Source organism: Kosakonia sp., assembly GCF_032104925.1.
Lineage (GTDB): Bacteria > Pseudomonadota > Gammaproteobacteria > Enterobacterales > Enterobacteriaceae > Kosakonia.
Window position 1 is genome coordinate 455,882 of the sequence record NZ_DAMCGF010000001.1, and the last position, 26,165, is coordinate 482,046.

Sequence of the window (26,165 nt, forward strand, 5' to 3'; positions counted from 1 at the left end):
CCGTCTTTTTTGTACCCTACACCTGACATTCAACCCTGTTAAAGGAGTTGTGATGAATACAATAATTAAACGCACCAATGTGCGTTACGGCATTCTGTTATTTTTATTTCTTGCTACGGTATTTAATTATGCCGACCGCGCGACGCTTTCGGTTGTCGCGCCAATAATGAGTAAAGAGTTAGGTTTTGATCCCGAAGCGTTAGGTCTCGCATTTTCCGTATTTGGTATCTCCTATGTGGTAATGCAAATTCCCGGCGGCTGGCTGCTGGACAAATATGGTTCACGGTTAGTTTATGGTGCGGCGTTGATTGGCTGGTCAATCGTCACGATGTTTCAGGGTACGATTTATCTCTATGCCAGCCCGCTTATTGTGCTGGTTGTGCTGCGCCTGATGATGGGGGCCATTGAAGCGCCAGCCTTCCCGGCCAACAGCCGTCTTAGCGTGCAGTGGTTTCCTGATAAAGAGCGTGGTTTCGTCACGGCGGTTTACCAGGCTGCGCAATATATTTCGTTAGGTATTATCACTCCGCTGATGACGATTATTTTGCACACCCTGAGTTGGCATTATGTTTTCTATTATATTGGCGCGACTGGCGTAGTGCTGGGGATATTCTGGTTAATTAAAGTGCGTGACCCGTTATCCCATAAAGAGATTAACCAGCAGGAGATTGATTATATTCGTGATGGCGGCGGCGAGCCGGAATTAGGCAGTAAAAAAGGACCGGCGAAAATCAGTTTCGCGCACCTAAAAAGTGTCTGCGTGAATCGCATGATGATCGGCGTTTATATTGGTCAGTTCTGCGTGACGTCAATTACCTGGTTTTTTCTCACCTGGTTTCCCACCTACCTTTATCAGGCCAAAGGGATGTCGATTTTAAAAGTGGGCTTTGTCGCCAGCATTCCGGCTATTGCCGGGTTTATCGGTGGCCTGCTGGGCGGCGTGGTATCCGACTGGCTGTTGACGCGCGGCTACAGCCTGACCACCGCGCGTAAATTCCCCGTTATCTGCGGCATGCTGCTCTCCTGCGTGATTGTGCTCGCCAATTACACCGATTCCGAAGTGGTGGTGATTGCCGCCATGAGCGTTGCGTTCTTCGCCAAAGGGTTTGGCAACCTTGGCTGGTGCGTGCTCAGCGATACGTCGCCAAAAGAGGTGCTGGGAATAGCCGGTGGCGTGTTCAATATGTGCGGCAATCTGGCAAGCATTGTTACACCGCTGGTGATTGGTGTGATCCTCACCAATACCCATTCCTTTGATTACGCGATCCTCTATGTCGGCTCAATGGGGCTGATTGGTCTCTTCTCTTATCTGTTTATTGTTGGTTCGCTGGCGCGAATTACGCTTACGCCGACCACAGCCTGAAACTGGCGACCCGATGCGCCACGCTGTTCCGCAAGTTGTACTCCCGGCGGAACAGCGTTTTTTGGTTTAATCGTAAGTGATCCCCGGCGGGTTGACCTGCGAATGTTCGACCGCTTCCCCCTGCTCTCCCCAGCGCGCCAGCACCTGTTGATATTCACCGCGCGCGATTGCGCCATCCAGCGCCGCCTGCAAGGCATACACCAGACCGTTCCCTTTTTTCGTGGTGGTCGCCACCCAGGCTTTTTTCGGCCCCAGGCCGACAACTTTTGTGTTGCCGTTAAGCGCCGCTTTATAGGCCGCGACGGACTGCGGGCCAAACACCACATCCGCGCGACCGGACTGAATATACAAATTCCCCGAGGCGTCATCAGTCAGATAAATTGGCTGCGCTAACGGGCGACCGGCGGCCTGGTTCTCTTCATTCCAGCGCAGCAAAATACGCTCCTGATTGGTGCCGGAACCAACAATCACTTTACGCCCGGCGAGATCGCCTGCGGAGCGGATGGCCTGAATTGCGCTGGAGGATTTCACCGAAAACGCCAGTGAATCCGCGCGGTAGGTGGCGAAATCAAACTTCTGTTTGCGCGCTTCGGTAACCGCGATATTCACCAGCGCGACATCATAACGCCCGGAAGTAATACCCAGCGGCCAGTCTTCCCATGCGGTTGGCACCAGCCTGAGCTTTAAACCGAGGCTTTGCGCCAGTAAACGGGCGATATCCGGATCGCTGCCGATGCGTGTGCGATTATCGCTGGCGACCAGCGCCAGTGGCGGTGAGTTAAGCGCCGAGATCGCCACGGTTAACGTTCCCGGTTCGACAAAGCGATAATTCGCCGGGATTTTCGCAATCGCCGCGGCGTTGCGCTGCACGGTAACCGGCTGTTCATTAGCCTTTAAATCCAGTTGTCCGGCGGCGAAACTGCCCGTGCTGACCAGCAGCAGCGCCAGTAATCGTTTCATGGTGGCTCCTTATAAGACCTTCGATAAAAACTGGCGTGTACGCGGATGCTGCGGGTGATTCAGCACCTCGTCGCTGCTTCCCTGTTCAACAATTTTGCCCTCGACCATAAACACCACCTGATCGGCGACTTCGCGGGCAAAGCCGATTTCATGCGTCACCACCACCAGCGTGGAACCGGCGCGCGCCAGCTTTTTGATCACATCCAGTACCTCACCCACCAGTTCCGGATCCAGCGCCGATGTCGGCTCATCGAATAACATCACCCGCGGGCGCAGCGAAAGCGCGCGGGCGATGGCGATGCGCTGCTGCTGTCCGCCGGAAAGATGGCGTGACCAGGCATCGGCTTTATTACGCAATCCCACCACATCCAGCAGATCGTATGCCTGTTCGATGGCCTCTTTGCGGCTCAGCTTTTTGTGGGCAATCGGCGCTTCAATCAGGTTTTCCAGCACCGTCAGGTGCGGGAACAAATTGAAATTCTGAAACACATACCCGACGTTAACGCGCTGGCGCAAAATCTCCTTCTCTTTCAGCTCATACAGCTTGTCGCCGTGCAGGCGATAACCGATGTATTCGCCATCAATGCGTATAAACCCTTCATCCACGCGCTCAAGGTGATTAATGGTGCGCAGCAGCGTCGATTTCCCGGAGCCGGATGGCCCCAGGATCACCGTGACCGAACCGGGCGGGATCTCCAGCGACACCTCATCCAGTGCTTTATGGCGACCAAAATATTTGCTGACGCCGGTAATCGAAATATGACCATTAAGAGAGGTTGGCATGAACAGCCTCCTGCGGTTGCGCCAATAGGAACGAGTCCGCGAGGGTGAAATGGCTGAACGCCGTTCGCTGCGCGCCAGCCAGCGTTCAACCAGATACTGAATGGCCGACAGCACGCTGGTGATCACCAGATACCACACTGCGCCAACCATCAGCAGCGGGATAACCTCCTGCGTGCGGTTGTAAATCATCTGAATGGTGTAAAACAGCTCCGGCATTGCCAGCACATAAACCATCGCCGTGCCTTTGGCGAGGCTGATTATCTCGTTAAAACCGGAGGGTAAAATCGTGCGCAGCGCCTGCGGCAGAATAATGCGCAGCGTGCGCCGCCAGGCGGGTAACCCCAGCGCGGCCGCCGCTTCGTACTGCCCGTGATCGACCCCAAGAAAGCCGCCGCGAATAATCTCGGCGGTATAGGCACTTTGCACCAGCGTCAACCCGACAACCGCCGTGGAAAACTGCCCAAGGACATTGATGGTTTGATAGCTCGCCCACTCAATGCCGGTAAACGGAATGCCGAGCGATAAGGTGTCGTACAGATAGGAGAAGTTATAAAGAATGATCAGCACCACAATCAGCGGCAGCGAGCGAAACAGCCAGATATAACTCCACGCAAGACTACTCAGTAGCCACGACGACGAAAGCCTGGCTAGCGCCAGTAAACCGCCGAAAATCACGCTCAGCGCCGTGCCGAGCAAGGTCAGCAACAGCGTCTGCCCTAACCCTTCGAGGATCACCGGGTCGAAAAACCAACGGGCAAACACTTTCCATTCCCAGCGCGGGTTAAAAGCCACGGACTGAACAATCGCCGCCAGCACAAACAGAGCGACAAGTGCGCCGACCGTACGCAGTGGGTAGCGCGCGGGCACCACCTTGATGGTTTCTGTATTCTTCATGGTCGCTCCTCAGGCGGTTTTGCTTAAACGCTCAACCGACAACGCTTTGCTAAAGCGCAGCCGACCGTCGAACGGCGGCTGGCTGTACTCTTCCGGATCGCGATGGATATCAAACTGCGGCTGATAGCCCTGGCTGAGATACAGCCGCACCGCTTCCGGCTGGCGAAAACCGGTGGTCAGGTAGATGTGGCTGTAACCGGCCAGTACCGCGCGCCGCTCCAGCTCCTGCACGATTCTGGCCGCCAGCCCTTGCTTACGCAGTGCATGCTTCGTCCAGATGCGTTTGATCTCCGCCGTATGGGCATCAAACGGTTTGTAGGCACCGGTCGCGATAATTTCTCCCTCACGCTCCAGCACAATAAACAGCCCCTGCGGCGCCAAATACCACTCGGTGAGTTCCACTTCGGCGCTGCGGGAAAAATAGTCGCCATAGCGTGCAGCGTATTCGCCAAACAGCCCGTCTAAAATCGGCTGCAATTCCGGTGCGTCTGGCGAGACATCGCGGAAACGTTCACTCATGACTGCCTCCTTAATCGCCAAGCCCCGCCGGATTCACCTCCGACGCCGGAATACGCTCGACGCCCTCGCCCCAGCGATTGAGCACCTTGTCGTAGTCGCCGGTTTTGATCGCGCCATTGAGCGCCGTTTGCACCGGTTCAACCAGCCCGCTGCCTTTACGCAGGGTGACCGCGATATGCGCCGCTTTCGGCCAGCCGCCGTCCACGCTGCCAACCAGTTTGGTTTTGCCGGTCAGCGCCGCTTTCCATGCGCCGATGACGTTCGGGCCAAAGTAAGCGTCGGCGCGACCAGATTGCAGCGCCAGCGTTTGGGCGGCGTCATCTTTGGTGTAGACCGGCGTAAAGGGTTTCAGCCCCTTTTTCACGTTTTCGGCGTTCCACGCCAGCAGGATCGCCTCCTGGTTCGTGCCGGAGCCGACAATAATGCGCAGCCCGGCAATGTCTTCCGCTTTCTCAATCGATGTCAGCGGACTGGTGGATTTGACGTAAAAACCGAGGGAATCCTTGCGGTAAGTGGCGAAGTCGAACTTCGCTTTGCGCTCTTTGGTGACGGTAATATTGCTGATCGCCGCATCATATTTGCCGGAGGTGACGCCGAGCGGCCAGTCCTCCCACGATGTCGGCACCACGTTCAGCTCCAGACCTAAGCTGCTGGCCACCAGGCGGGCAATGTCCACTTCGCTGCCGAGCAGGGTTTTATTGTCATCCGCAAAGACCGTCAGCGGCGGCGAGTTGAGCGCAGCCACGGCGACGGTCAGTTTTCCCGGCACGACAAAGTGGTAATCCTTCGGCAACTGCGCAATGGCTTGCGCGTTTTTCGCGGTGGTGATCGGCGTCTTGTTGGCTTCCAGGCTCACGCCCGTCCCGTTGATATTGACATCTTCGGCCCAGGCCAGTGGTGTCAGGGCCAGCGTTGCCGCCAGCAATAGCGATGTTTTCTGCATAGCGTTTTCTTCTTTTATTGTTGTGAGGACGGATGAACAGGCAGCGGTAAACCTAAACTCTCGCGCAGCGTCGTGCCGGGGTATTCCGTGCGGAACAGGCCGCGAGCCTGCAGCAGCGGCACCACTTTTTCGACAAAGCGCGGGAACGTATCCGGCGTACCGCCCTGGATGATAAAGCCGTCGGCGGCGTAGCTTTCGAACCACTGTTGCAGGCCATCGGCCACTTGCTGCGCCGTGCCGGAAAAGCGTGGGCGCGGCGAGGCGCTCTCCAGCGCCACCTGGCGCAGCGTTAACTGACGCTCGCGCGCATTACGCTTGATCTCATCGGTGGTGCTGCGAAAACTGTTTTGCCCCAAATCGCCGATATCCGGGAACGGCTCGTCGAGCGTGTACTGGCTGAAGTCATGGTGTTCGAAATAGCGCCCGAGGTAGTTAAGCGCATCCGTAATGGAGACCAGCGCGGCGGTGGTCTGGTACTGCTGTTCAGCATCTTCTTCGCTGTCGCCGACAATCACGCTGACGCCCTGGAAAATATGCAGGTCATCATGGCGGCGGCCATATTTTTCCAGCTGATTTTTCACATCGCGATAAAACGCTTTAGCTTCATCAAGCGTCTCCTGATGCGTAAAAATGGCGTCGGCGTGACGGGCGGCCAGTTGTTTTCCATCGTCTGACGCACCGGCCTGGAAAATAATCGGTCGCCCCTGCGGTGTGCGGCCAATATTAAGCGGCCCGGCAACCTGGAAAAAATCACCGTGGTGATTCAGCGGGTGTAATTTAGTGGCGTCAAAGAATTGTCCGGTCGCTTTATTGCGCACAAACGCGTCCTCTTCCCAGGAGTTCCATAACCCTTTCACCACATCGAGATATTCATCGGCAATGCGGTAACGTAAGGCGTGATCCGGGTGCTGCGCGCGGGAGAAGTTTTTCGCCGAGCCTTCCAGCGGCGAAGTCACCACGTTCCAGCCCGCGCGCCCGTTGCTCAGATGATCAAGGCTTGCGAACTGGCGTGCGACGGTAAATGGCTCGCTGTAGGAGGTGGAAAGTGTGCCCACCAGACCGAGGTGCGAGGTCACGCTGGCGAGCGCGGATAAAACTGTAATGGGTTCAAAACGATTTAAAAAATGCGGGATCGATTTTTCGTTGATATATAAGCCGTCGGCGACAAAGAGAAAGTCCAGTTTCCCCTGTTCGGCAATACGCGCGGTTTCCTGCACGAAGCCAAAATTAATGCTGGCATCGGCGAGCGCCGCCGGATGTCGCCACGCGGACATATTTCCCGACGCGCCATGTAATATGGTGCCAAGCCGCAGTTGTCGTGCTGTAGACATAAACGATCCTCATATTCAGGCAACAGGTGGCCCGGAGCGTGCGCCCCAGGCAGACAAATTTCACATCAGGATTGCAGCAGTGCTTTTTCTGCCAGCAGCGCGAAATAACGCGCCGCCTCTTCGATTAACGCTTCATCGGGGTTAAACGCCGGGTGGTGCAGGCCGTAATCGCTGTCGCTGCCGATGCTGACAAACGCGCCGGGAATATGCTGCAAATAGACGGCGAAATCCTCGCCCCCCATGTGCAGATCCGCCTCCTGCGTCTGGTAACCGTGCCAGTCGGCGACATCGCGGGCGAACGTGGCCCAGCGATCGTGATTGACCAGCGCGGCAGGTCCTGCAAACCAGCGCACCGTGATATTGGCGTCAAACGCCTGCGCCAGACCGGCGGCAATATCGTCGACGCGGCGTTTTACCGTGTCGCGCACCGCCGCCTGGTGAGTGCGCAACGTGCCTTCCAGCTCGACATGTTCCGGCAGCACATTCCACGTATTGCCCCCCTGAATGCGGGTGACGCTCAACACCACCGACTCCAGCGTATTGACGTTACGGCTGGCAATGCTTTGCAGCGCGACCACCAGCTGGCTGGCGAGCAAAATGGCGTCGTTACCTTCGTGCGGGCGTGCGGCGTGCGCGCCTTTGCCGGTGACGGTCAGCGAAAAGCGATCCACATTGGCGTAAAACGCGCCGCCGCGCGTGGCAAACGATCCGACCGGTAAGCCAGGTTCGTTATGCATGCCAAAGATGGCGCTAACGTTGTCCAGTGCGCCGGCGTCGATCAGCCGTTTCGCGCCGCCAAAATTTTCTTCCGCGGGCTGGAACAGAATGCGTACTCTGCCCGGCAGTTGCGGCTCTTTCTGTTTCAGCAGCAGCGCCGCGCCGAGCATGACGCTGGAGTGAATATCATGCCCGCAGGCGTGCATCACGCCAGGGTTGCGCGAGGCAAACGGCACGTCGACCGCTTCTTCTATCGGTAAGGCATCGATATCGGCGCGCAGGGCGATCACTTTTTCACCGCTGCCCACTTCCGCAACCACGCCTGTCGGCAGGCTTAACGGCAGCAATCTCAGCCCGGCGCTCTCCAGCCAGTGGCGAATGCGCCGGGTGGTTTCAAACTCCTGCAACGACAACTCCGGGTGCTGGTGTAACTCGCGTCGCCAGTCGATCAGTTGTTCCGCAAAGCTCATCCTGCCACCTCCTGCGTTGCTTTGGTGTTGGCGTGGGCCTGCGCCAGCCGCAATACAGAGGTCAGCCGCGCGCTGCCTTCGCTGATCGGCGTATCGATAATAAATTCATCAATGGCGAACTGCTGATGCAGGTGATCCAGCCCCGCCAGAACCTGTTGTGGCGTGCCGGCGATCAATGACGGTTCGCGTTTTGCGATACGCACTGCCGGGTTGCCTGCCTGGCGGGCAAACGCCTGACCTTGCGCCTCGCTGGCGACGCTCACCCGCTGGCCGTTTGCCAGCTCAACGCCCCAGACTTCAACCTGTTGCGCCAGCGCATTCGCCTGGGCTTCGGTTTCCGCGACGATCACCTGCACGGCAACCAGGGTGTCGCGCTGGCTCTGCTGCTGCCACTGCGTGACAACGTCACGCAAAAGGGCTTTGTCCCCGTTGAGATGGGCGGCAAAAACGAAATTCCAGCCCAGTTTTGCCGCAAGCACCGCGCTTTCGAGGCTTGCGCCGAGCAGAAAACTGTCTGCACGTTGCGGGGGTAACGGCGTTGCCAGCACGGTTTCTTCCGCGTGGTCATCTTTTGCCAGGGATAACCAGTTATCCAGCTGCGCGAGTTGATCGGCAAAACTACCCTTTTCGGCGCTGTTTATTCCTTGCTGCAGTGCGCGGGTGGAGAGCGGCAAGCCTCCGGGGGCTTTGCCAACGCCAAGATCAACGCGGCCCGGCGCAAGGGTTGCCAGCAGGTTGAAGTTTTCTGCGACTTTGAACGGGCTGTAATGTTGCAGCATCACCCCGCCGGAACCGACGCGAATTCGCCGCGTTTGACCCAGTATCCAGGCGATAACCAGCTCCGGCGACGGGCTGGCCAGCTGGGTGGTGTTGTGATGTTCGGCAATCCAGAAGCGGTGATAGCCCCAGTTTTCCGCCTGCTGCGCCAGTTGCAGCGTGCGGGCCAGGGCGTCCTGTGCGGTTTCGTGCTCCGCGATGGGGCTTTTATCCAGCAAACTCAGGCGATAAGACATGCAATAGACTCGCGTTAGAGAAGATAACCCCATTAATAGGGCGACGCGCGCATGCTGTGAAACAATTAATTTACATTAAATAAGCAAAAAATTTGCAAAGACGTTGTTCCCCGGCGCTGCACTTACTTTCTGTGCGAAAGACAATCCGGCAATATGTTTGCAAATTTGTTACATATTCGTATTACTGATGGTGGTTTTTTCTGTTGCATTTTTCAGCATGTTGAATCATTTGCACTGCTTGTCCCTGCCAACCTCACAATTTCCGCTAATAGTCGGCTGCGATGGCACTGGTATGTTTTGCGTCGTATATCGATTGCGGTTACGATGCTGCGCCATGTTTGGTCTTATCCATACGAAGAAACACTGGAAAGACAGAACATTTTCCCGCGCCAGGCAATCGATTGGTTTTCTGCCTGCCGGGTTGAGGAATTCCGCAAGGTTCAGACAGGTAAACAGGTAACGCAATGAAAACAGACAACAACGTCACGGATCATCACGCCGCGAAACGACGCTGGCTCAATTCTCACGAAGAGGGCTACAACCGCGCGATGGGTAACCGCCAGGTGCAAATGATTGCTATCGGCGGCGCAATCGGTACGGGTTTATTTCTGGGCGCAGGTGCCCGACTGCAGATGGCGGGGCCGTCGCTGGCTATCGTTTATCTGGTGTGTGGTATTTTCTCCTTCTTCATTCTGCGCGCGCTGGGCGAACTGGTATTACACCGCCCTTCCAGCGGCAGTTTCGTCTCTTATGCGCGTGAGTTCCTTGGCGAAAAAGCCGCGTATGTCGCCGGCTGGATGTATTTCATCAACTGGGCGATGACCGGCATCGTGGATATCACCGCCGTTGCGCTTTATATGCATTACTGGGGCGCGTTTGGCGATGTGCCGCAATGGGTGTTCGCTCTTGGTGCGCTGGCGATTGTCGGCACCATGAACATGATCGGCGTAAAGTGGTTCGCAGAGATGGAGTTCTGGTTTGCGCTGGTCAAAGTGCTGGCGATTGTGGTGTTCCTGGTTGTCGGGACGATTTTCCTCGGCAGTGGTAAACCGCTCGATGGCGGCGCGACCGGCTTCCATTTGATCACCGATAACGGCGGTTTCTTCCCGCACGGTCTGTTACCGGCACTGGTGCTGGTGCAGGGCGTGGTGTTCGCATTCGCCTCTATTGAACTGGTTGGTACGGCGGCGGGCGAATGTAAAGATCCGCAGACCATGGTGCCGAAAGCCATTAACAGCGTTATCTGGCGTATCGGTCTGTTCTATGTCGGCTCCGTGGTGCTGCTGGTTCTGTTGCTGCCGTGGAATGCTTACCAGGCGGGGCAAAGCCCGTTTGTGACCTTCTTCTCCAAACTGGGCGTGCCGTATATCGGCGACATTATGAATATGGTGGTGCTGACCGCCGCGCTCTCCAGCCTCAACTCCGGGCTTTACAGCACAGGGCGTATTCTGCGCTCGATGTCGATGGGCGGTTCCGCACCGAAATTTATGTCGAAAATGAGCCGCCACCACGTACCTTACGCGGGCATTCTGGCGACCATTTGCGTCTATATTGTTGGCGTGTTCCTGAACTACCTGGTGCCATCGCAGGTGTTTGAAATCGTGCTTAACGTTGCCTCGCTGGGGATTATTGCTTCCTGGGGCTTTATCGTGGTGTGCCAGATGCGTCTGCGCAAAGCTATCCACGAAGGCAAAGCGGCGGATGTCAGCTTTAAAATGCCTGGCGCTCCGGTGACCTCCTGGCTGACGCTGCTGTTTCTGCTTAGCGTGCTGGTGCTGATGGCGTTCGATTATCCGAACGGCACGTACACCATCGGTTCTATTCCGCTGATCGCGGTGTTGTTGGTTGCGGGCTGGTTTGGCGTGCGTAAGCGCGTTAATGAGATCCATAGCACCGCGCCGGTTCACCCGGATTCTGCACAGAAGACACGTTCGTAACACGTCATAAAAGCAAAAAGCCGCAGCGGAAACGTTGCGGCTTTTTTGTTGGCGCGAAAGTTACGCCTGCGCTTGTTTAAAACGTTGCCAGGCGGCAGTAATCTGCGGTGCAATCAACGCATAGTTTTCCTGGGTATTATCCACGTGGTAGATCGTTGGCAGCCCTGTCGCCAGCACGCGCTCGTAATCGTCAAAATACCCTGCCGTCTCAGTGGTGTAGTAATAATCAGTGAAAGCCTGACCCTCTGCGTTTAAATCCTCTTTCCAGAATTTTTCATCACACATATTGATGAGAAAATCGCGACCCGTGATCGCGCGATTGCGCACCGCGGCCAGCTCATCAGCAGACTCTTCCCGGTGAAACTCCCCTTCGAGCTGGTTGTCGATAATCCACGTCAGGTAAAAGCCGATATGGGTACCGGCGTTCTCCATCGGCAGCTCGTCCGGATATTGCCCGCCGTAGTGCCAGTCCATTCTATCGATAGCCATCTTATCCCCTTGGGAATGTTGTTAATCGGGACACGCGCCATTGCGTATCCAGCCTGAAATCATGTCGAGCGCGCCGGCTGCATACGCCTTGCGCCCTGATAACAGAAATACCCCTTGTTTCCACGCTGGCCACTGGGACGCTAATTGATAATCCTACCAGCGGCTGTTGAGCAGCCCGTGCGTGGCCGCCGGGATCAGGCGCAGGCAATGTGGCGTTTTCACCGGTAACCGCGCCCGCCAGACAGCCAGCGTTTCCTTTGAATCAACATTGCGATCGTCTTGCCCCATCAACACCATGACCGGCGTTTGCATGCTGCCAATGGCAACACGCGCATCAGCAAGCGCGTTACGGCGTTCAAAATCGTCGCGCGTACAGATTGCGGCGCACGGGCGGGACGTGATTTCTTGCGTATAGTGCGCATCAAACGCGGCGGTATCGTTCGCCACCGCCCGGGCAATTTCATTCGCAGGTTGACCGGCAAGCTGCAAACGCTGGCGCAAATAATATGCCCCCTGGTTACGCCAGTTTATTGCCGGACCCACCAGAACGGCAAAATCGGCCTGCGCCAACTGGCTGGCCTGCGGCACCACCCAGCCCGCCTGAGAAAAGCCAACAAAACCTAACCGGCTGTGCGCCAGCGCCGGTTGCTGTCGCAACTGTTGCAGTACAAAAGCGGCTTCCTGTGCGCGATCGTCCATGGTTTGCGCCAGCCAGTTTCCTGTGCTCTCACCAACACCGGGTTTATCCCACGAAAAGACCGCAATCCCCTGCGAGACAAGATGGTTCACCAGCGGCAGATAGCCACCATCAGACCAGCGATCCTGCGCGCCATCGCCATGAACCAGCAGCGCCACCGGCGGCGACGAGACACCTGCGGGCAGGATCAATGTTCCTGTCAGTGAATCGCTACCGTGGGTGATGCGCAGGGTTTGCTGCCCGCCCGCATCGGGGACGTCAAATTCGCTCAGGCGGAAAAAGAGAAAAAGCGCCAGCAAAAGAGCGGTCACGACCGTGGCAAGCAATGTACTGCGCATCGTATTTCCTTGCTGTAAAAGAAAAAGCTCCCCGCAGGGAGCTTAAGGTATCAAACGATTACAGCGCAATACGTATCACATCATCTGGCTGCGTGGCCTCTTTTTCGCGCGTTGAAGCCTGTTTCACACTGACGTACAGCGTGTTGCCGTCCGCTGAAAGCGCAAGGCTGTTCGGATGGGTTGGCGTGGAGAAGGTTTTCACTACGCTATAGGTTTTGGCGTCGATAACGCTCACTTTCCCCGCCTCGCGGTGCGTCACGTAGACTTCATTGCGCGCCGGATTAAACAGCACCGCCAGTGATTCTGGTACCGCGATTTTCTCCACTACCTTGCCGTTACGGGTATCGACAACCAGCACTTCCGGCGCTTTTGAGTCGGTGATAAACGCGCGATGACCGGCGGTATCGAGGCTCAGGTTGAGATAGAAGTGCTCTTTGCCGTCATCCTGCAATTTTTTGCGTTCCAGGATGCGATTGTCGCGGGTATCAATGGTAATTAGCTCGCCGTCAGCATTGGTGGTGTAGAGACGTTTTGCCACAGTATCGATGGCAAGGCCGGTGCTGTATGTCCCCGTACTGGTAATGGTCGTTTTCAGCTTCAGCGCAGCACCATCCACCACCCATATCGCACTCTCTTTCCCGACGCCGGTGATGTAAACGGTATTGGTCTCTTCATCCACCGCCAGCTCGCGCGGACTGAGCGGGCGCACCGTTTCCGAACGTTTACGCGCATCCAGCACCACGCGGCCTTTAATGACGCCGGTTTTAGCGTCTACCGCCGTTACGCAACCGTCCGTGGTGTTGCCGAACCACAGCGTCTGCGTGCGGTGATTAAGCGTTGCGCCGAAGGGTTTTACATCGCTGTGAATAGCTTGCGTGATGGCAAGTGAGGCCGGATCAAGACGGTAAATCACCCCGCCTTTATCCGTTTTGCGGCTTTGCGCAGTGGCCAGCCACAGCGCGTTTTCCTGCTGGCTGATGGCCATTTCATAGGCACCTTTGCCGACGGCTTTGCGCAGCATCTCCTCTGCGGCGTGGGTGTTAAATGAACCCGCCAGCAGTAACGATCCCAGAAGCAACGTACGGCGCAAGCGCGGTGAGCATAATTGGCGTAAAGACATGACGACTCCCTTTGTTCAACTTAATGGTTACGTTTTCACATGCGTCCAGTGCACGAAACGGCGGTTTCGCTTATTGTTGTAGTTGAGAATAGTAATCATTAATGACAAAAAAGTGGAGTGTTAATCGTCGCGACGCAGGATCCCGTTTCCTCCGTTACACTCATCGTTAACATAATGTGCGTTTAAAGTTTTCAAATAATTTACATACGCTTTAACATATTGGCGTATTTCCTTTTTTTGGTTCGTCTTTTAACTTGGTTCCGTCATGAATATCATTTCCGCCACAAAGGCCACCCTGCCGGTGTTATTGCTACCGGCTGCGCTCTCTTCTTCCGCTTATGCGGCCGACAACGAACAAACGATGATTGTCAGCGCCACACCGCAGACTGTTTCCGAACTGGACAGCCCCGCCGCCGTGAGCGTCGTGCAAGGCGACGACATCCGCCAGGCTGCGCCGCGCGTCAATCTCTCAGAATCGCTGAACAGCGTTCCCGGTTTACAAGTGCAAAACCGGCAAAATTACGCCCAGGATCTGCAACTGTCGATTCGCGGCTTTGGTTCGCGTTCTACTTACGGCGTGCGCGGCATTCGCCTGTATGTGGATGGCATTCCCGCGACCATGCCGGATGGCCAGGGGCAAACTTCGAATATCGATTTAAACAGTGTGGAGAGCATTGATGTGCTGCGCGGCCCGTTCTCGGCGCTGTATGGCAACGCATCTGGCGGGGTAATGAATGTCACCACGCAGACCGGGCGTGAACCGGCAACCATTGAAGCCAGCAGCTATTACGGCAGCTTTGGTAGCTGGCGCTACGGGCTGAAAGCCACCGGCGCAATGGGTGACGGGACGCACGCGGGCGATGTCGATTACACCGTGTCCAGCACCCGTTTTGTCACCCAGGGGTATCGCGATCGCAGCGGCGCGCGGAAAAATCTCGCCAACGCGAAACTGGGCGTGCGCATTGATGACGTCAGCAAACTGAGCCTGATTTTTAACAGCGTTGACATTAAAGCCAACGATGCAGGCGGGTTAACCGAGTCCGAGTGGAAAGATAACCCGCGCCAGTCACCGCGGGCGCAGCAATACGATACGCGCAAAACCATTAAGCAAACCCAGGCGGGCCTGCGCTATGAGCGCCAGATGAGCAGCCAGGATGATTTAAGCGTGATGATGTACGCCGGTGAGCGTGAAACCACGCAATATCAATCGATTCCGCGCGGCCCGCAGCTCAACCCCACCCACGCGGGCGGCGTGATTGATTTAACGCGCCATTATCAGGGTATTGATACCCGCTGGACGCACCGTGGTGAGCTGGGTGTACCGGTGACCTTTACCGGCGGTCTGAACTACGAAAACATGAGCGAGGAGCGCAAAGGTTACGAAAACTTTGTGATGGATGGCACCACGCCGGTGTATGGCGAAAAAGGCAGTCTGCGCCGTAACGAACGCAATCTGATGTGGAACGTCGATCCGTATCTGCAAACCGCCTGGCAACTCACCGATAAGCTGTCGCTGGATGCGGGCGTGCGTTACAGCTCCGTCTGGTTTGATTCCAACGATCATTACATTACAGCGCGAAATGGTGATGACAGCGGCGAAGCCAGTTATCACAAATGGCTGCCTGCCGCGTCGCTGAAATATGCCATGACCGAGGGCTGGAATGTGTATGCCGCTGCCGGTCGCGGTTTTGAAACGCCCACGATTAATGAACTCTCCTACCGCGCGGATGGCAAAACTGGTCTCAATTTCGCGCTGAAACCGTCAACGAACGACACCGTGGAGATCGGCAGCAAAACGCGCATCGGCAATGGCCTGCTGACCGCCGCGCTGTTCCGTACGGATACGGATAATGAGATCGTGACCGATACCAGCACTGGCGGGCGCACCACCTATAAAAACGCCGGGAAAACCCGTCGTCAGGGCGCGGAATTATCCCTCGATCAGCAATTCGCCGGGAACTGGCGGGCAAAACTGGCGTGGACCTATCTTGATGCAACATATCGCAGTGACGTATGCGATGGTGCATGTAATGGCAACCGTATTCCGGGTATCGCGCGCAATATGGGCTTTGCCTCGCTGGGCTGGATCCCGGATCAGGGCTGGTACGCGGGCGCAGATGTGCGCTATATGAGCGATCTGATGGCCAATGACGAAAACAGCGCCAAAGCACCTTCTTATACCGTCACCGGGTTGAATACCGGCTATAAATTCAGCTATGGCAACTGGATGATGGACGTGTTTGGCCGGGTCGATAACCTGTTTGATCGCAAATACGTCGGTTCCGTTATCGTTAACGAAGGCAATGACCGTTATTACGAACCGGCCCCGGGGCGTAATTACGGCGTCGGCTTATCGGTCGCGTATCAGTTTGAATAATAAAAAAGCCCCTGTTAGCAGGGGCTTTTTTTAATAGCGATAACGCTCAGGCGTGTGACAACTAGGCATGTGACAACAGGGGGAACATCACCTGATGGTCGCGAAACACATTCTCTTTGCCGCTGAACAGAAACAGCGTGTCCTCATCGTCGATTAACGTGCATTCGCATTCGCGGGATTCGTTGGGCGTAAAACCTAACACCACACGCTGGGTTTGTTGATTGGCTAATGCATTAACGATTTGCGTTAATGTCGTGCCCGGTTCGGCAAAAATATCGAAGCACAGCAGCGTGCCTCTGTTTTGCGTGGCAATGGCGATAGCCTGATATTTTTCTGAAAAGTAGACGCACGCTTTTAAATACGACGCACAGTAAAACATCAACAACCCTACGTTGTTATTCATCGGCAGCGCCGAAAAGGGGTTAGATTTCGCGTAATAGCGCAGCAACTGCTGCCTGTCGGCGGCGTCGTCCATATCCAGCCGGCGAAAGTCACTCGCCACCGGCGTGGCGCGCAGGGTGTATTGATATTCCCGCGCTTTCTCAAAGCCAAACTTCGGATAAAAATTCCGCACGGTGGCGTTTGCATACAAATAGATTGCATCGGCCCGGTGTTGCCAGTCCTGGATGATTTCCGTCAGCAGGTAACGGGCGAGTCCGTTATTGCGATAGCGCTTATCGGTCATTACCGTGCCTATCTGGATATAGCGTTTTTCGGCGCCCATCCAGCGTGTATCGATAACGTTAACCGAGGCATTGGCGATAACCTGGTTGTCATCAACCAGCGCGTAGGGAATGTAGTTTTCCGTCCAGAATCCCGCCTGATACCATGCCTCGAAGGATAAATCGAAGGTATCTACGGCTAAATCAATAAAGCTTTGGCGCAACGTATCGTGCTGTTTTAGTTGTTTTACCAGAGGGTATTTCATACCGCCGTTTCCCATAAAAAAGCCCGGTTGCATCGCGCTTCCGGGCTGCTACTGATGCGCGTATCAAAAGTTAAAACGTAGTCCAGCCCTCATCGCTCGTGGCGGTTTCACGCGGTTCGACGTTCTGCTTCACAGCGGGCCTGGCGGTCGGTTTACCTGTTTTGGCGACCGGTTTTGCGCCATTCTGATCGAGACGGAACGTAGCGACCAATTCTTCCAGCAAACGTGCCTGCTCTTCCAGCGAACCCGCCGCCGATGAGGATTCGCTCACCAGCGAGGCGTTCTGCTGCGTGGTGCTATCCAGCTCACCCACCGCGCGCGCGATTTGTTCAATACCGCGGCTCTGCTCTTCGGAAGCGGAAGAGATTTCGCCCATGATATCGTTAACACGAGTGACAGACTGCACCACCTGATCCATGGTTTCACCGGCTTTCGCCACCAGTTCGCTACCGACATTAATGCGTGATACAGATTCGCTAATCAGCTGTTCAATATCTTTTGCCGCCTGCGAGCTGCGTTGCGACAGGCTGCGCACTTCGCTGGCGACTACCGCAAAGCCACGGCCCTGTTCACCGGCGCGTGCCGCTTCCACCGCGGCGTTCAGTGCCAGAATGTTAGTCTGGAAGGCGATGCTGTTAATCACAGCAGTAATATCGGCAATTTTGTTCGAACTGTTATGAATATCGCCCATGGTGTTCACCACTTCGCGCATCACCGTGCCGCCTTCGCTGGCGGTTTTCGACGCCTGAGCGGCCAGGCTGCTGGCATTGCGCGCGTTATCGGCGTTGTTTTTCACCGTGGCGGTCAACTCTTCCATACTGGCCGCGGTTTCAACCACCGCCGCTGCCTGCTGCTCGGTGCGGGAAGAGAGATCGGTATTGCCTTCGGCAATCTCCGTCGCTGCACGCGAAACCTGGCTCACGCTGTTGCGCACTTCAAAAATCATATCGCGCAGCGTGTCGTTCATCCGGCCCATCGCACCGGTTAATTGCCCCAGCTCATCGGTGCTCTGCGCACGAATTTGTGAGCTGAGATCGCCACTGGCGATACGTTCTGCCAGCGCCAGGTTGCGATCGATAGGACGCGTAATCTGGCGGATAACCCACCAGGAGACAATCACACCGAGCAGGATAGCGATCACACCGATAATCGACGCAATGGTGCTCGAGGTGTACGCCAGTTCATCGTTGTGCGCTTTCACCAGCGTAATGATCTGTTTGAGCGAGGCGCTGCTCTCGTCCCCACCCACTTTCACTTTATCTTCCGCGGCTTTTAATGCCTGGAAAGCGCTGAGATAGTTGAGACTTAAATCGCGGTATTTCACCGTGTCATCCCACAGGGATTGCAACGGTGATTGCAGCTCACCCGGTAACTGGCTTGCCAGTGCCTGAACGCTCTTTTGCGTTGCGCCAAAACGGGCATCCAGCGCCTCTTTCGACTCTTTACCCGGGCTGTAACGCACCACCAGTGCGGCGTCGCGCACCGTGCTGATCGCAAATAACTGTTCGTAAATTTGCGCCATCAGCGCCGGGTCGGCCACCGGTGTGCGCACCAGCATGGTATAGCGCGCCGAGAGATCTTGTGCGGCCAGTTTATCGAGCGAATCGCGCACGGTTTTGATGTCACCGGTGGCTTTTTGCATCTCGCCAATCGCGCTCTGGAACTGTTCCAGGTGGCGGGCAACATCGTTAATAATTTGTTTTTCGTTTGCAGACCAGGACATATCGTCGGCGCTGGCAGTCAGCTCGGAAGCGTGACGCACATAGTTGGCCATCACCTGCCCTGATTTATCATCGCCATAGAAGTATTTCAGACGGTTAATTTTGGCCTGAAATACTTCAATGTTGATGTTGTACATAAGATTGGTTTTTTCGTAGACGTCGCGTATTTCTTTGAAACGCAATACGCTCAGGACGGTGGCAATAGCAACCAGAAAGAGAACTAATCCAAAACCGACTGACAGCTTCCTACTAATTTTTATGTTGCTTAACCGCTGGCTAAATGACATTCCGGACTCCTTGCTAAACCCCAATGTTAGCGCCCAACAACTGCACGCACACATTGTTATCGGCAATGAAACCAGGGAGTTCAGGCATGAGCTGGTCTTATCAGTGAAAAACGTGATATTGATGCGCCCCATTCGCAAATTTTTGCCGGGGAGCATCAATATAGAGAGAAAGGATTATGTTGTTGAATTATAACTTATCGATAGAATTGTTTGTGAACGATGTTTGCGCCCTCATCAATCGCACGCCATAACGCGCGTTCGCTAGCGAAAGCGTCTCCCTCTTCTAACGCGGTCAACAAATCACTGTAATTTTCGACGCGCGTTAAATCCTCAGAATTTGGATAAAGATAATTGTAACAAGGCCCAATACGAACCCATAACTGCTCAATCAATGCGGTTAGCGTCGGCATCCCGGCATGGTTGTAAACACTAAAGCGAAACACGCGGTTAGCCTGTAGTCCCTGCTCCGTGTTACCGCTTTTCATTGCTTCATGAAAATTCGCCGCCAGGATACGCAACTCACGAATTTTCTCCTTCGTCATATGCTGGCTGGCAGCGCGTGCGGCCATGCCCTCAAGATTTTTACGAATCTGGTTAATTTCGTTATAGCGATCAAGGCTGACTTCCGGAACCAGAAAAGCCTGCGCCGGCGTGGCATGCAGCGCACCTGCGGAGGCCAACCGCAGTAACGCTTCCCGCACCGGTGTAATACTGGTGCCTAATTGATCTGCTATTTCCTTTGTGATGAGCCGCGCGCCCGGTTTAAGCGCACCAATAATAAGCGCACTTTTAAGACTCGCCTCAACTTGCATGGTGAGACTGGTCCGCTGCGCTTTTTCCAAATCAAGCATGTTTGTATCCCGTATAATTTCTTATTTATTCTCAGCCTGGTAGCGTGTCCGTAATTTGTGTCAATGAATATATTATATACACATGCCTGGTCTTGGATGGTCGCGTAAAAGTTAAAGCAATTTGTATTTATTATGCACAACTACCAGGAACCGCCTTCACAAGGTCATCAGTTCCTTATGCTTATCTAATTAAAGACGTTTCTCAAAAATTTGCACGATTTCTGATGGCGGTTTTTCACCGCCATCATTCTTTTAGCTGAGAGGCCCGATTTGCACTACGACTTTACCGAAATTTTTCCCTTCCAGCAGGCCGATAAAAGCGTCTGGCGCATTTTCCAGCCCTTCGATCAATTGCTCACGGTACTGAATTATTTCCTGTCGTATCCATTGTTCCATTTCTTGCTGAAATTCATGAATACGGTGCCCGTAATCCTGGCCAATAATAAAACCCTGCAAACGGATTCGTTTTTTCAGCAGGGTTGCCATTAATAACGGAATACGATCCGGACCGGCCGGAAGATCGGTGGCGTTATAGCCGCTGACTAACCCACAAAGCGGAATTCGCGCGGAGGTATTTAATAACGGCAGCACCGCATCAAATACTTTTCCGCCGACATTTTCGAAATAGATATCGATCCCGTGCGGACAGGCCGCAGCCAGCTGTTCGGCAAAATCCTCTGCGTGATGATCAATGCAGTGATCGAACCCCAGCACGTCAACCGCATGCCGGCATTTCTCGCTGCCACCGGCCACGCCGACCACGCGGCACCCTTTGATTTTACCGATTTGCCCCACCGTGGCGCCTACCGGACCGGTTGCGGCGGCAACAACTAACGTTTCACCGGATTTCGGCTGGCCGATATCCAGCAATCCCATATAGGCGGTAAACCCTGGCATACCAAGAATGCCGAGCGACCAAGACGGGTGCGGCGGGTTGTCTCCCAGTTTGACCAGGCCTTCGCCGCCCGAAATGTCGTAATCCTGCCAGCCGCTGTAGCCCAGCACCCAGTCACCTTCTGCGAAATCCGGGTGTTGCGATTTCACCACGCGGCTAACGGTGCCGCCGCACATCACTTCACCAATTTTCACCGGCGGCGAATACGACGGCGCATCGCTCATCCGCCCGCGCATATAGGGGTCTAACGAGAGGAAAACCGTGCGCAGCAACACCTGCCCTTCGCCTGGCGTGGCGATAGCGTCTTCTTCAAGGCGGAAATTCTCTGCGACGGGCGCACCGTGCGGGCGGGAAGCCAGTACCCAGCGGCGGTTGCGGTGAGGATCTTGTTTCATTGTTCGCTCCTGTACGTGTCAGACTAACTATTGATACTAGTCCCTGACGGCCAGGAGCGCGTTTACATTACGAGCTGGAAGGATTTAGCCGTACCACCAGATAACGGCAAGGCGCGTGGCTTTCATTGATAAAGCGGCAATCATTTGGCGGGCCGAGCTCCAGACAATCTCCGGCGTGCATCTCATGTCGCGTGTCGCCTTCAACGAACACCAGTTCCCCCTCCTGTAACCAGATAAGCTGGCGCGCCAGCGCATAGGCGGACGCAGGCATCGGAATATCGCTCCTGGCGGGCAGCTCGATTTGCACCAGGTCGATAGGTAAATCACTGCGCGGTGAAACATGACGGCGCAGATAGTGGCTCTGCGGATCGCGCCAGACGGGCTGATCGGCGTGGCGCAGCAGTTTACCTTCCTGCATTTCCGCACGTGCAATCAGCATTGACATACTGATGCCAAACGCGCCGGAAAGCCGTGCCAGCAACGCCGCCGTCGGGCTACTTTCGCCGCGTTCAATTTTGTGGATCATCGCCCGCGACACCCCGGCGCGCTCCGCCAGTTCGCTCAGCGACCAGCTACGTGATTCACGTTCAACACGAATTCGCGCACTGATCCGTTGATTTATATTGTCTGAGATAGTATTCATAACGTAATACTATAGTGTACAAATTTGAGGTTCAACCATGAATATTCGTTACGCCGGGAAAGAAGATTGCGCGGCCATCGCCGTCATTTACAATCATGCAGTGGTTAATACCGCAGCCATCTGGAATGACCAGACGGTCGATGTCGACAACCGTATCGCCTGGTTTGAAGCACGCGCCGCACTCGGCTATCCGGTGCTGGTCAGCGAAGAAAACGGCGCAATCACCGGCTATGCCTCATTTGGCGACTGGCGCGCTTTTGACGGTTTTCGCCACACGGTTGAGCACTCGGTTTATGTCCACCCGGAACATCAGGGCAAAGGCATCGGCCTTGCGCTGATGGAGCGCTTAATTGAGGAAGCCAAACGCATCGGTAAACATGTGATGGTCGCGGGTATCGAAGCGCAGAATCACGGCTCGATTCATTTGCACCGCAAACTTGGGTTTGTGATTACCGGGCAAATGCCGCAGGTCGGCACGAAGTTTGGCCGCTGGCTGGATCTGACGTTTATGCAGCTGCAACTCGATGACCGCACCGAACCGGACGCCATTGCATGAATCAGTCGCTCACCCTCACCTTTTTGATTGCTGCCGGTATTGGCCTGGTGGTGCAAAACACGTTAATGGTGCGCATTACCCAGTCGGCCTCGACGATCCTTATCGCCATGCTGCTGAATTCGTTGGTCGGCATTGTGCTGTTTGTCTCTATTTTGCTGATCAAACACGGTGTCGCCGGGTTTCAGGAGTTGTACGCCAGTGTTAAATGGTGGACGCTTATTCCCGGTCTGCTGGGGTCGTTTTTTGTCTTTGCCAGTATCAGCGGTTATCAATATGTCGGTGCGGCAACCACCATTGCGGTACTGGTGGCAAGCCAGCTTATCGGTGGTCTGGTAATGGATGTGGTGAGAAGCCAGGGCGTGGCGCTGAAAGCGCTGATTGGCCCGGTATGCGGCGCAGTGCTGCTGGTGATTGGCGCCTGGCTGGTAGCCAGACGCCAGTTTTAATTACAGGATCTCGCCACCTTTGGTGAGCTGTTCGCGTCGCGCTTCCATATCTTCTTTGTGCTGCCGACCATGGTGCGCAATTGCCTGACGCAGGCGCTGTTGCTGGGTGTAGCGTTCATCCCGGCTCAGTGCCGCATCATCGCTGAGTTCAACCAGTAACGCATTCATCCCGATAATAACGCCCTGTTCGATAGCCGCGTCGACACGTGCGATAACCTCATCCAGATGTGACATAGCCTCTCCTTTAATTCAGCTTCGCTTTAGAAAAATCGCTGCCCATCAGGCTGACGGTATAACCGCTGACATTACTGCGGGTAGCGTAAAACGTTTTGCCGTTAGCCAGCGCGATCCACGGTGCCTGCTGGTAGAAAATCTCCTGCGCCTGGCTGTAAAGTTTGGCGCGCTCGGCAGGAGCGGCAGTGACTTTGGCTTTCTGCACCAGGGCATCATACCCCTTATCGCACCAGCGGGCGGCGTTGGAGCCGGTTTTGATGCTGTTGCAACCGAGCAGCACATCAGCAAAGTTGTCCGGGTCGCCGTTATCCGACATCCAGCCGAACAGCGCGGTATCGTGTTCCCCTTTGCGCATCCCGGCCAGATATTCACCCCACTCGTACGAGACGATCTTCGCCTTCACGCCAACTTTCGCCCAGTCTGCCTGAATCATCTCGGCGATGCGCCGCGAATTCGGGTTATACGGACGCTGCACCGGCATCGACCACAGCGTGGCTTCAAAGCCCTTTTCCAGCCCGGCCTGCTTGAGCAGTGCTTTGGCTTTTTCAGGATCGTAGCTGTAATCCTTCAGATCTTTATTAAACCCGAGCATGTTCGGCGGCAGCGGTGATTTTGCCACCGTACCGGAGCCGAGGAACACCGCATTGACGATAGCTTGTTTGTCGGTCGCATAGTTCAGCGCCTGGCGCACCAGCACATTATCAAACGGCTTTTTCTCGGTGTTAAACGCGAGGTAGCCCACATTCAGCGCATCAATGGTATGCAGCGTTAAGTCTTTGTTGTTTTTGATCTGATCAAACTGCACCGGTGCCGGGGCGGGAATAATCTGGCATTCATTGGTTTGCAGCTTCGCCAGACGGGTTTGCACATCCGGCGTAATAGAGAAGATCAGATGTTTGGTAGGCACTTCACCTTCCCAGTAATTTGGGTTGGCGATATAACGGATTTGCGCGTCGGTTTTGTACTGCTGCAAGGCGTACGGGCCGGTGCCGATTGGCCAGTTATCGACATTTTCCGGCGTGCCTTTTTTCAGCATCGCATCCGCGTATTCCGCAGAGAGAATCGAGGCGAAATCCATGCCCCAGTCGGCAAGAAACGCGGCATTCGGCTCATTCAGTACAAACTGAACATGGTTATCATCGATTTTTTTCACTTCTTTGATCAGCTTATCAAGGCCGACATCGGTGAAGTATTCGTAATTACCTTGCGAAACATTATGATAAGGATGTTTCGGATCCATCTGGCGCATCACAGAGAAGACGACGTCATCGGCGTTAAAGTCGCGCGTCGGTTTGAAATATTTATTGCTATTAAATTTAACGCCCTGGCGCAGCGTAAAGGTCCAGGTTTTACCGTCTTCAGAGACTTTCCAGTCGGTCGCCAGCGACGGCACCGGTGTGTTTTTCACCGGATCAAAGGTGACCAGGCGGTTATAAAGCACCTGCGAGCTGGCAACAAATGTCGGCCCGGAGCTGGCAATTTGCGGGTTGAAGGATTCCGGTGACGCTTCGGAGCAGTAAATGATTGTATCGTTGGACGCCGCCCATGCGGCACTTGCCGGTAACAGTGTGCTCAGCGCAAGGGCGAGCAGCGTTTTTCCCGTGGACATTATCAGGAGCCTTCTTTTTTTATATGGAGCATTAATCTCAGCACAGCAGATGAGAACTGGCAAATAATGATTCCGCATCAGGTTATTCTAAAGCATTTGTTTTTGCTGAAATATCCACCATTATTAATGAATAAATTTGCGTTAAATAAATTTCGTGCCGTCAAGCGGGTTCGACGCGCTCAATGCGTCGAGAATTCAATGGTTTTGCGCTTTCTTCTGCCTTTTACTGGTAAGAAGTTTGCGTATAGTAGACGCGTGAAGAAGTCTATGGGATGAAAACGTGGCAAAAACTCTCTTGCGTAGCGGCGATTTGGATGATTTCCAGGCCGTTGGCGGCGGCGGTCAGGCCGTATTCGATTCGGCATTGCAAATTCGTGAAGCACTGCGTCTGCGTAAGCAGCAGGCGCTGGTAGATTGCCTGGCAATACCCCAGGTCAATGATGAAGGGGATCGTGTCGACTGGTATTCGCCCATTGATGGCCGCGCCCAGTCATGGAAAGCGGCGGAACCCGAGGCGCGCGCCCGTGCGCTGCGTTACCTTGAGAGCACGCTGGACAGCGCGGCCGCGCTGAGCCGCAAATGCCTGCAATCACCGAAAACCGCGCAGCAACTGTTTGGCTCGCTGCTGGAAAAAGCGCTGCAATTCCCCGGCGAAAACCATGTTTTCCTTGTTGATGGCAAACCGGTCATCACCTTCTGGGGCTTTGTGAATCTCAATGAAAGCGCCCGCGAAAATGTGCTCGAGTGCCTGCAAGAGCCGGAGCCAGAAATCCCTGAAATTATTATCGAACCGGAGCCAGAGCCGGAAGAAGAGCCCGCTGTCGAGGTGACATTCAGCCAGGCAGATGCGCCGCTACTCACGCCGCAAGCGGAAATCAAACCGCAGCCCGTAGCCGCACCGCCCGTGCAGGAAGCAGCACCGGTGGTTGCCCCTGAACCCGCTCCTCAGCCTGAACCTGCACCGGTGGTGAAAAAACGCCGCCGCTACGGTCTGTGGGCATTGCCCGTTGCCGCGGCAGTCGCGGCGGCAATTGCCGTGCCGCTGGTGCTTAATCAGCAACAACAAGCGCCTGCGACTGCCCCTGCCCCCGCCGAACCAAAAGCAGAGCCGGTCGCTATTGCGCCGCCGCCGATGCAAGCCGAGCCGCTGCCTGAACTGGCGGGGAAATTGCCGCTGCATCAGGCTGAAATTGTTGCGCCTGCGGTCAAAACACCGGAAGTCAAACCGGTTGACAAAGGGCCGGTGGTTATCGCCTCTATCCCGAAAGATGTACTGGTGATGGATGCGCTAGAAGTGAAAATTGGCTCCACCAAATTCCTTAACGGTAACTGGCGTGTGACGATGGATGTGAAAGATCCGGTCACTGGCAAAGCCCCTGCCGTGCGTTACCAGATCCAGAACAATAAAGGGACGGCGCGTATTGTGATGGGTAAAAATGTGACCTGCCGCGCCGATCTGTTCTCCGGCCTGCATGAAACCGGCGAACTGCTGATTAAGAGCCGCAGCAACGCACGTTGCAGCGACGGGACGCGTTACCCCATGCCGGAAATTTCCTGTAAAGCAAGCAGCAATGACGTCGCGGAATGCAGCGCGCGTTTTGACGCCAACACCACCGTTCCGGTGACGTTCAGAAAAACAGGTGACTGAG

At 55.1% G+C, this 26,165-nt stretch carries 22 protein-coding genes and 2 pseudogenes; 7 read left to right on the forward strand and 17 right to left on the reverse strand.

The window, feature by feature from the left end:
* Positions 1-52 precede the first annotated feature (52 nt).
* Complete coding sequence (locus tag RT644_RS02155) at positions 53-1,363, forward strand: MFS transporter (RefSeq protein ID WP_269231018.1); 1,311 nt, start codon at positions 53-55, stop codon at positions 1,361-1,363.
* Positions 1,364-1,429: 66 nt separating this feature from the next.
* On the opposite strand, the gene RT644_RS02160 is transcribed toward RT644_RS02155, so the two are convergent.
* The 7 genes and pseudogenes from RT644_RS02160 to RT644_RS02190 all read right to left on the reverse strand — a co-directional run bounded on the left by RT644_RS02160 (position 1,430) and on the right by RT644_RS02190 (position 8,993).
* Positions 1,430-2,323 carry a transporter substrate-binding domain-containing protein gene (locus tag RT644_RS02160; RefSeq protein ID WP_016496022.1) on the reverse strand — a complete coding sequence of 298 codons (894 nt, stop codon included), beginning with the start codon at positions 2,321-2,323 and terminating at the stop codon, positions 1,430-1,432.
* A gap of 9 nt (positions 2,324-2,332) precedes the next feature.
* Positions 2,333-3,106, reverse strand: coding sequence for an amino acid ABC transporter ATP-binding protein (locus RT644_RS02165; RefSeq protein WP_016496021.1), 774 nt, complete (start codon positions 3,104-3,106; stop codon positions 2,333-2,335).
* Positions 3,090-4,000: pseudogene (locus tag RT644_RS02170) on the reverse strand (amino acid ABC transporter permease). The gene RT644_RS02165 and the pseudogene RT644_RS02170 overlap by 17 nt, the downstream one beginning before the upstream one ends.
* A gap of 9 nt (positions 4,001-4,009) precedes the next feature.
* The gene (locus RT644_RS02175; protein ID WP_016496019.1) at positions 4,010-4,519 is read right to left on the reverse strand and encodes a GNAT family N-acetyltransferase; all 510 of its coding nucleotides are present in this window, start codon (positions 4,517-4,519) and stop codon (positions 4,010-4,012) included.
* A 10-nt stretch (positions 4,520-4,529) separates the two neighbouring features.
* A pseudogene (locus tag RT644_RS02180) lies at positions 4,530-6,793 on the reverse strand (NtaA/DmoA family FMN-dependent monooxygenase).
* Between the two features lie 65 nt (positions 6,794-6,858).
* Complete coding sequence (locus RT644_RS02185; protein ID WP_016496016.1) at positions 6,859-7,980, reverse strand: amidohydrolase; 1,122 nt, start codon at positions 7,978-7,980, stop codon at positions 6,859-6,861.
* Entirely contained in the window at positions 7,977-8,993 is a 1,017-nt protein-coding gene (locus RT644_RS02190; RefSeq protein WP_313625370.1) for an LLM class flavin-dependent oxidoreductase, read from the reverse strand. Before RT644_RS02190 ends, RT644_RS02185 begins: the two co-directional genes overlap by 4 nt.
* Before the next feature lie 153 nt (positions 8,994-9,146).
* On the opposite strand from RT644_RS02190, the gene RT644_RS02195 reads away from it, so the two are divergent.
* Both RT644_RS02195 and ansP read left to right on the forward strand, forming a co-directional pair.
* A complete protein-coding gene (locus tag RT644_RS02195; RefSeq protein WP_313625372.1) occupies positions 9,147-9,461 on the forward strand; it encodes a hypothetical protein in 315 nt (104 codons plus the stop codon).
* A complete protein-coding gene (ansP, locus tag RT644_RS02200; protein ID WP_016496014.1) occupies positions 9,458-10,930 on the forward strand; it encodes an L-asparagine permease in 1,473 nt (490 codons plus the stop codon). The genes RT644_RS02195 and ansP overlap by 4 nt, the downstream gene beginning before the upstream one ends.
* Before the next feature lie 60 nt (positions 10,931-10,990).
* Here ansP and RT644_RS02205 read toward each other — a convergent pair whose 3' ends face one another.
* The 3 genes from RT644_RS02205 to RT644_RS02215 all read right to left on the reverse strand — a co-directional run bounded on the left by RT644_RS02205 (position 10,991) and on the right by RT644_RS02215 (position 13,574).
* The gene (locus RT644_RS02205; RefSeq protein WP_269231023.1) at positions 10,991-11,419 is read right to left on the reverse strand and encodes a hypothetical protein; all 429 of its coding nucleotides are present in this window, start codon (positions 11,417-11,419) and stop codon (positions 10,991-10,993) included.
* 153 nt (positions 11,420-11,572) lie between these two features.
* Positions 11,573-12,454 carry a serine aminopeptidase domain-containing protein gene (locus RT644_RS02210; RefSeq protein ID WP_313625375.1) on the reverse strand — a complete coding sequence of 294 codons (882 nt, stop codon included), beginning with the start codon at positions 12,452-12,454 and terminating at the stop codon, positions 11,573-11,575.
* A gap of 58 nt (positions 12,455-12,512) precedes the next feature.
* Positions 12,513-13,574, reverse strand: a complete 1,062-nt coding sequence (locus RT644_RS02215; protein ID WP_313625377.1) for a YncE family protein — start codon at positions 13,572-13,574, stop codon at positions 12,513-12,515.
* Positions 13,575-13,839: 265 nt separating this feature from the next.
* Here RT644_RS02215 and pqqU point away from each other — a divergent pair, with 265 nt between their 5' ends.
* Positions 13,840-15,951 (forward strand): TonB-dependent receptor PqqU, encoded by a 2,112-nt coding sequence (gene pqqU / locus RT644_RS02220; protein ID WP_313625379.1) that lies wholly within the window; start codon positions 13,840-13,842, stop codon positions 15,949-15,951.
* A gap of 61 nt (positions 15,952-16,012) precedes the next feature.
* Here pqqU and RT644_RS02225 read toward each other — a convergent pair whose 3' ends face one another.
* From RT644_RS02225 to RT644_RS02245, 5 genes are all read right to left on the reverse strand, one after another.
* Positions 16,013-16,879, reverse strand: coding sequence for a GNAT family N-acetyltransferase (locus RT644_RS02225; protein WP_313625381.1), 867 nt, complete (start codon positions 16,877-16,879; stop codon positions 16,013-16,015).
* Positions 16,880-16,949: 70 nt separating this feature from the next.
* Positions 16,950-18,887, reverse strand: coding sequence for a methyl-accepting chemotaxis protein (locus RT644_RS02230; protein WP_313625383.1), 1,938 nt, complete (start codon positions 18,885-18,887; stop codon positions 16,950-16,952).
* A gap of 194 nt (positions 18,888-19,081) precedes the next feature.
* Positions 19,082-19,738 carry a GntR family transcriptional regulator gene (locus tag RT644_RS02235; RefSeq protein WP_313625385.1) on the reverse strand — a complete coding sequence of 219 codons (657 nt, stop codon included), beginning with the start codon at positions 19,736-19,738 and terminating at the stop codon, positions 19,082-19,084.
* Between the two features lie 252 nt (positions 19,739-19,990).
* The gene (locus RT644_RS02240) at positions 19,991-21,028 is read right to left on the reverse strand and encodes an NADP-dependent oxidoreductase (RefSeq protein WP_313625387.1); all 1,038 of its coding nucleotides are present in this window, start codon (positions 21,026-21,028) and stop codon (positions 19,991-19,993) included.
* Between the two features lie 67 nt (positions 21,029-21,095).
* A complete protein-coding gene (locus tag RT644_RS02245; RefSeq protein WP_313625389.1) occupies positions 21,096-21,671 on the reverse strand; it encodes a helix-turn-helix transcriptional regulator in 576 nt (191 codons plus the stop codon).
* 37 nt (positions 21,672-21,708) lie between these two features.
* On the opposite strand from RT644_RS02245, the gene RT644_RS02250 reads away from it, so the two are divergent.
* Together RT644_RS02250 and RT644_RS02255 are read left to right on the forward strand one after the other, a co-directional pair.
* Entirely contained in the window at positions 21,709-22,227 is a 519-nt protein-coding gene (locus RT644_RS02250) for an N-acetyltransferase family protein (protein WP_313625391.1), read from the forward strand.
* Positions 22,224-22,673: a DMT family transporter gene (locus RT644_RS02255; RefSeq protein ID WP_016496003.1), complete on the forward strand. Its 450-nt coding sequence runs from the start codon at positions 22,224-22,226 to the stop codon at positions 22,671-22,673. Before RT644_RS02250 ends, RT644_RS02255 begins: the two co-directional genes overlap by 4 nt.
* On the opposite strand, the gene RT644_RS02260 is transcribed toward RT644_RS02255, so the two are convergent.
* Both RT644_RS02260 and RT644_RS02265 read right to left on the reverse strand, forming a co-directional pair.
* Positions 22,674-22,907, reverse strand: a complete 234-nt coding sequence (locus tag RT644_RS02260; RefSeq protein ID WP_016496002.1) for a DUF2526 family protein — start codon at positions 22,905-22,907, stop codon at positions 22,674-22,676.
* Positions 22,908-22,917: 10 nt separating this feature from the next.
* A complete protein-coding gene (locus RT644_RS02265) occupies positions 22,918-24,516 on the reverse strand; it encodes an ABC transporter substrate-binding protein (protein WP_016496001.1) in 1,599 nt (532 codons plus the stop codon).
* A 280-nt stretch (positions 24,517-24,796) separates the two neighbouring features.
* On the opposite strand from RT644_RS02265, the gene RT644_RS02270 reads away from it, so the two are divergent.
* On the forward strand, positions 24,797-26,164 hold the full coding sequence (locus RT644_RS02270; RefSeq protein WP_313625394.1) for an SrfA family protein: 1,368 nt from the start codon (positions 24,797-24,799) through the stop codon (positions 26,162-26,164).
* The last annotated feature ends 1 nt before the right edge of the window (position 26,165 follow it).

Bases quoted from the DNA above. Each gene is read 5' to 3' on its own strand.
- RT644_RS02155 (WP_269231018.1), top strand. From the start codon at position 53: ATGAATACAATAATTAAACGCACCAATGTGCGTTACGGCATTCTGTTA.
- RT644_RS02250 (WP_313625391.1), top strand. From the start codon at position 21,709: ATGAATATTCGTTACGCCGGGAAAGAAGATTGCGCGGCCATCGCCGTC.
- RT644_RS02230 (WP_313625383.1), bottom strand. From the start codon at position 18,887: ATGTCATTTAGCCAGCGGTTAAGCAACATAAAAATTAGTAGGAAGCTG.
- RT644_RS02210 (WP_313625375.1), bottom strand. From the start codon at position 12,454: ATGCGCAGTACATTGCTTGCCACGGTCGTGACCGCTCTTTTGCTGGCG.
- RT644_RS02205 (WP_269231023.1), bottom strand. From the start codon at position 11,419: ATGGCTATCGATAGAATGGACTGGCACTACGGCGGGCAATATCCGGAC.
- RT644_RS02175 (WP_016496019.1), bottom strand. From the start codon at position 4,519: ATGAGTGAACGTTTCCGCGATGTCTCGCCAGACGCACCGGAATTGCAG.
- RT644_RS02190 (WP_313625370.1), bottom strand. From the start codon at position 8,993: ATGTCTTATCGCCTGAGTTTGCTGGATAAAAGCCCCATCGCGGAGCAC.
- RT644_RS02260 (WP_016496002.1), bottom strand. From the start codon at position 22,907: ATGTCACATCTGGATGAGGTTATCGCACGTGTCGACGCGGCTATCGAA.
- RT644_RS02235 (WP_313625385.1), bottom strand. From the start codon at position 19,738: ATGCTTGATTTGGAAAAAGCGCAGCGGACCAGTCTCACCATGCAAGTT.
- RT644_RS02160 (WP_016496022.1), bottom strand. From the start codon at position 2,323: ATGAAACGATTACTGGCGCTGCTGCTGGTCAGCACGGGCAGTTTCGCC.
- pqqU (WP_313625379.1), top strand. From the start codon at position 13,840: ATGAATATCATTTCCGCCACAAAGGCCACCCTGCCGGTGTTATTGCTA.
- RT644_RS02165 (WP_016496021.1), bottom strand. From the start codon at position 3,106: ATGCCAACCTCTCTTAATGGTCATATTTCGATTACCGGCGTCAGCAAA.
- RT644_RS02225 (WP_313625381.1), bottom strand. From the start codon at position 16,879: ATGAAATACCCTCTGGTAAAACAACTAAAACAGCACGATACGTTGCGC.
- RT644_RS02195 (WP_313625372.1), top strand. From the start codon at position 9,147: ATGTTTGCAAATTTGTTACATATTCGTATTACTGATGGTGGTTTTTTC.
- RT644_RS02265 (WP_016496001.1), bottom strand. From the start codon at position 24,516: ATGTCCACGGGAAAAACGCTGCTCGCCCTTGCGCTGAGCACACTGTTA.
- ansP (WP_016496014.1), top strand. From the start codon at position 9,458: ATGAAAACAGACAACAACGTCACGGATCATCACGCCGCGAAACGACGC.
- RT644_RS02185 (WP_016496016.1), bottom strand. From the start codon at position 7,980: ATGAGCTTTGCGGAACAACTGATCGACTGGCGACGCGAGTTACACCAG.
- RT644_RS02255 (WP_016496003.1), top strand. From the start codon at position 22,224: ATGAATCAGTCGCTCACCCTCACCTTTTTGATTGCTGCCGGTATTGGC.
- RT644_RS02215 (WP_313625377.1), bottom strand. From the start codon at position 13,574: ATGTCTTTACGCCAATTATGCTCACCGCGCTTGCGCCGTACGTTGCTT.
- RT644_RS02240 (WP_313625387.1), bottom strand. From the start codon at position 21,028: ATGAAACAAGATCCTCACCGCAACCGCCGCTGGGTACTGGCTTCCCGC.
- RT644_RS02245 (WP_313625389.1), bottom strand. From the start codon at position 21,671: ATGAATACTATCTCAGACAATATAAATCAACGGATCAGTGCGCGAATT.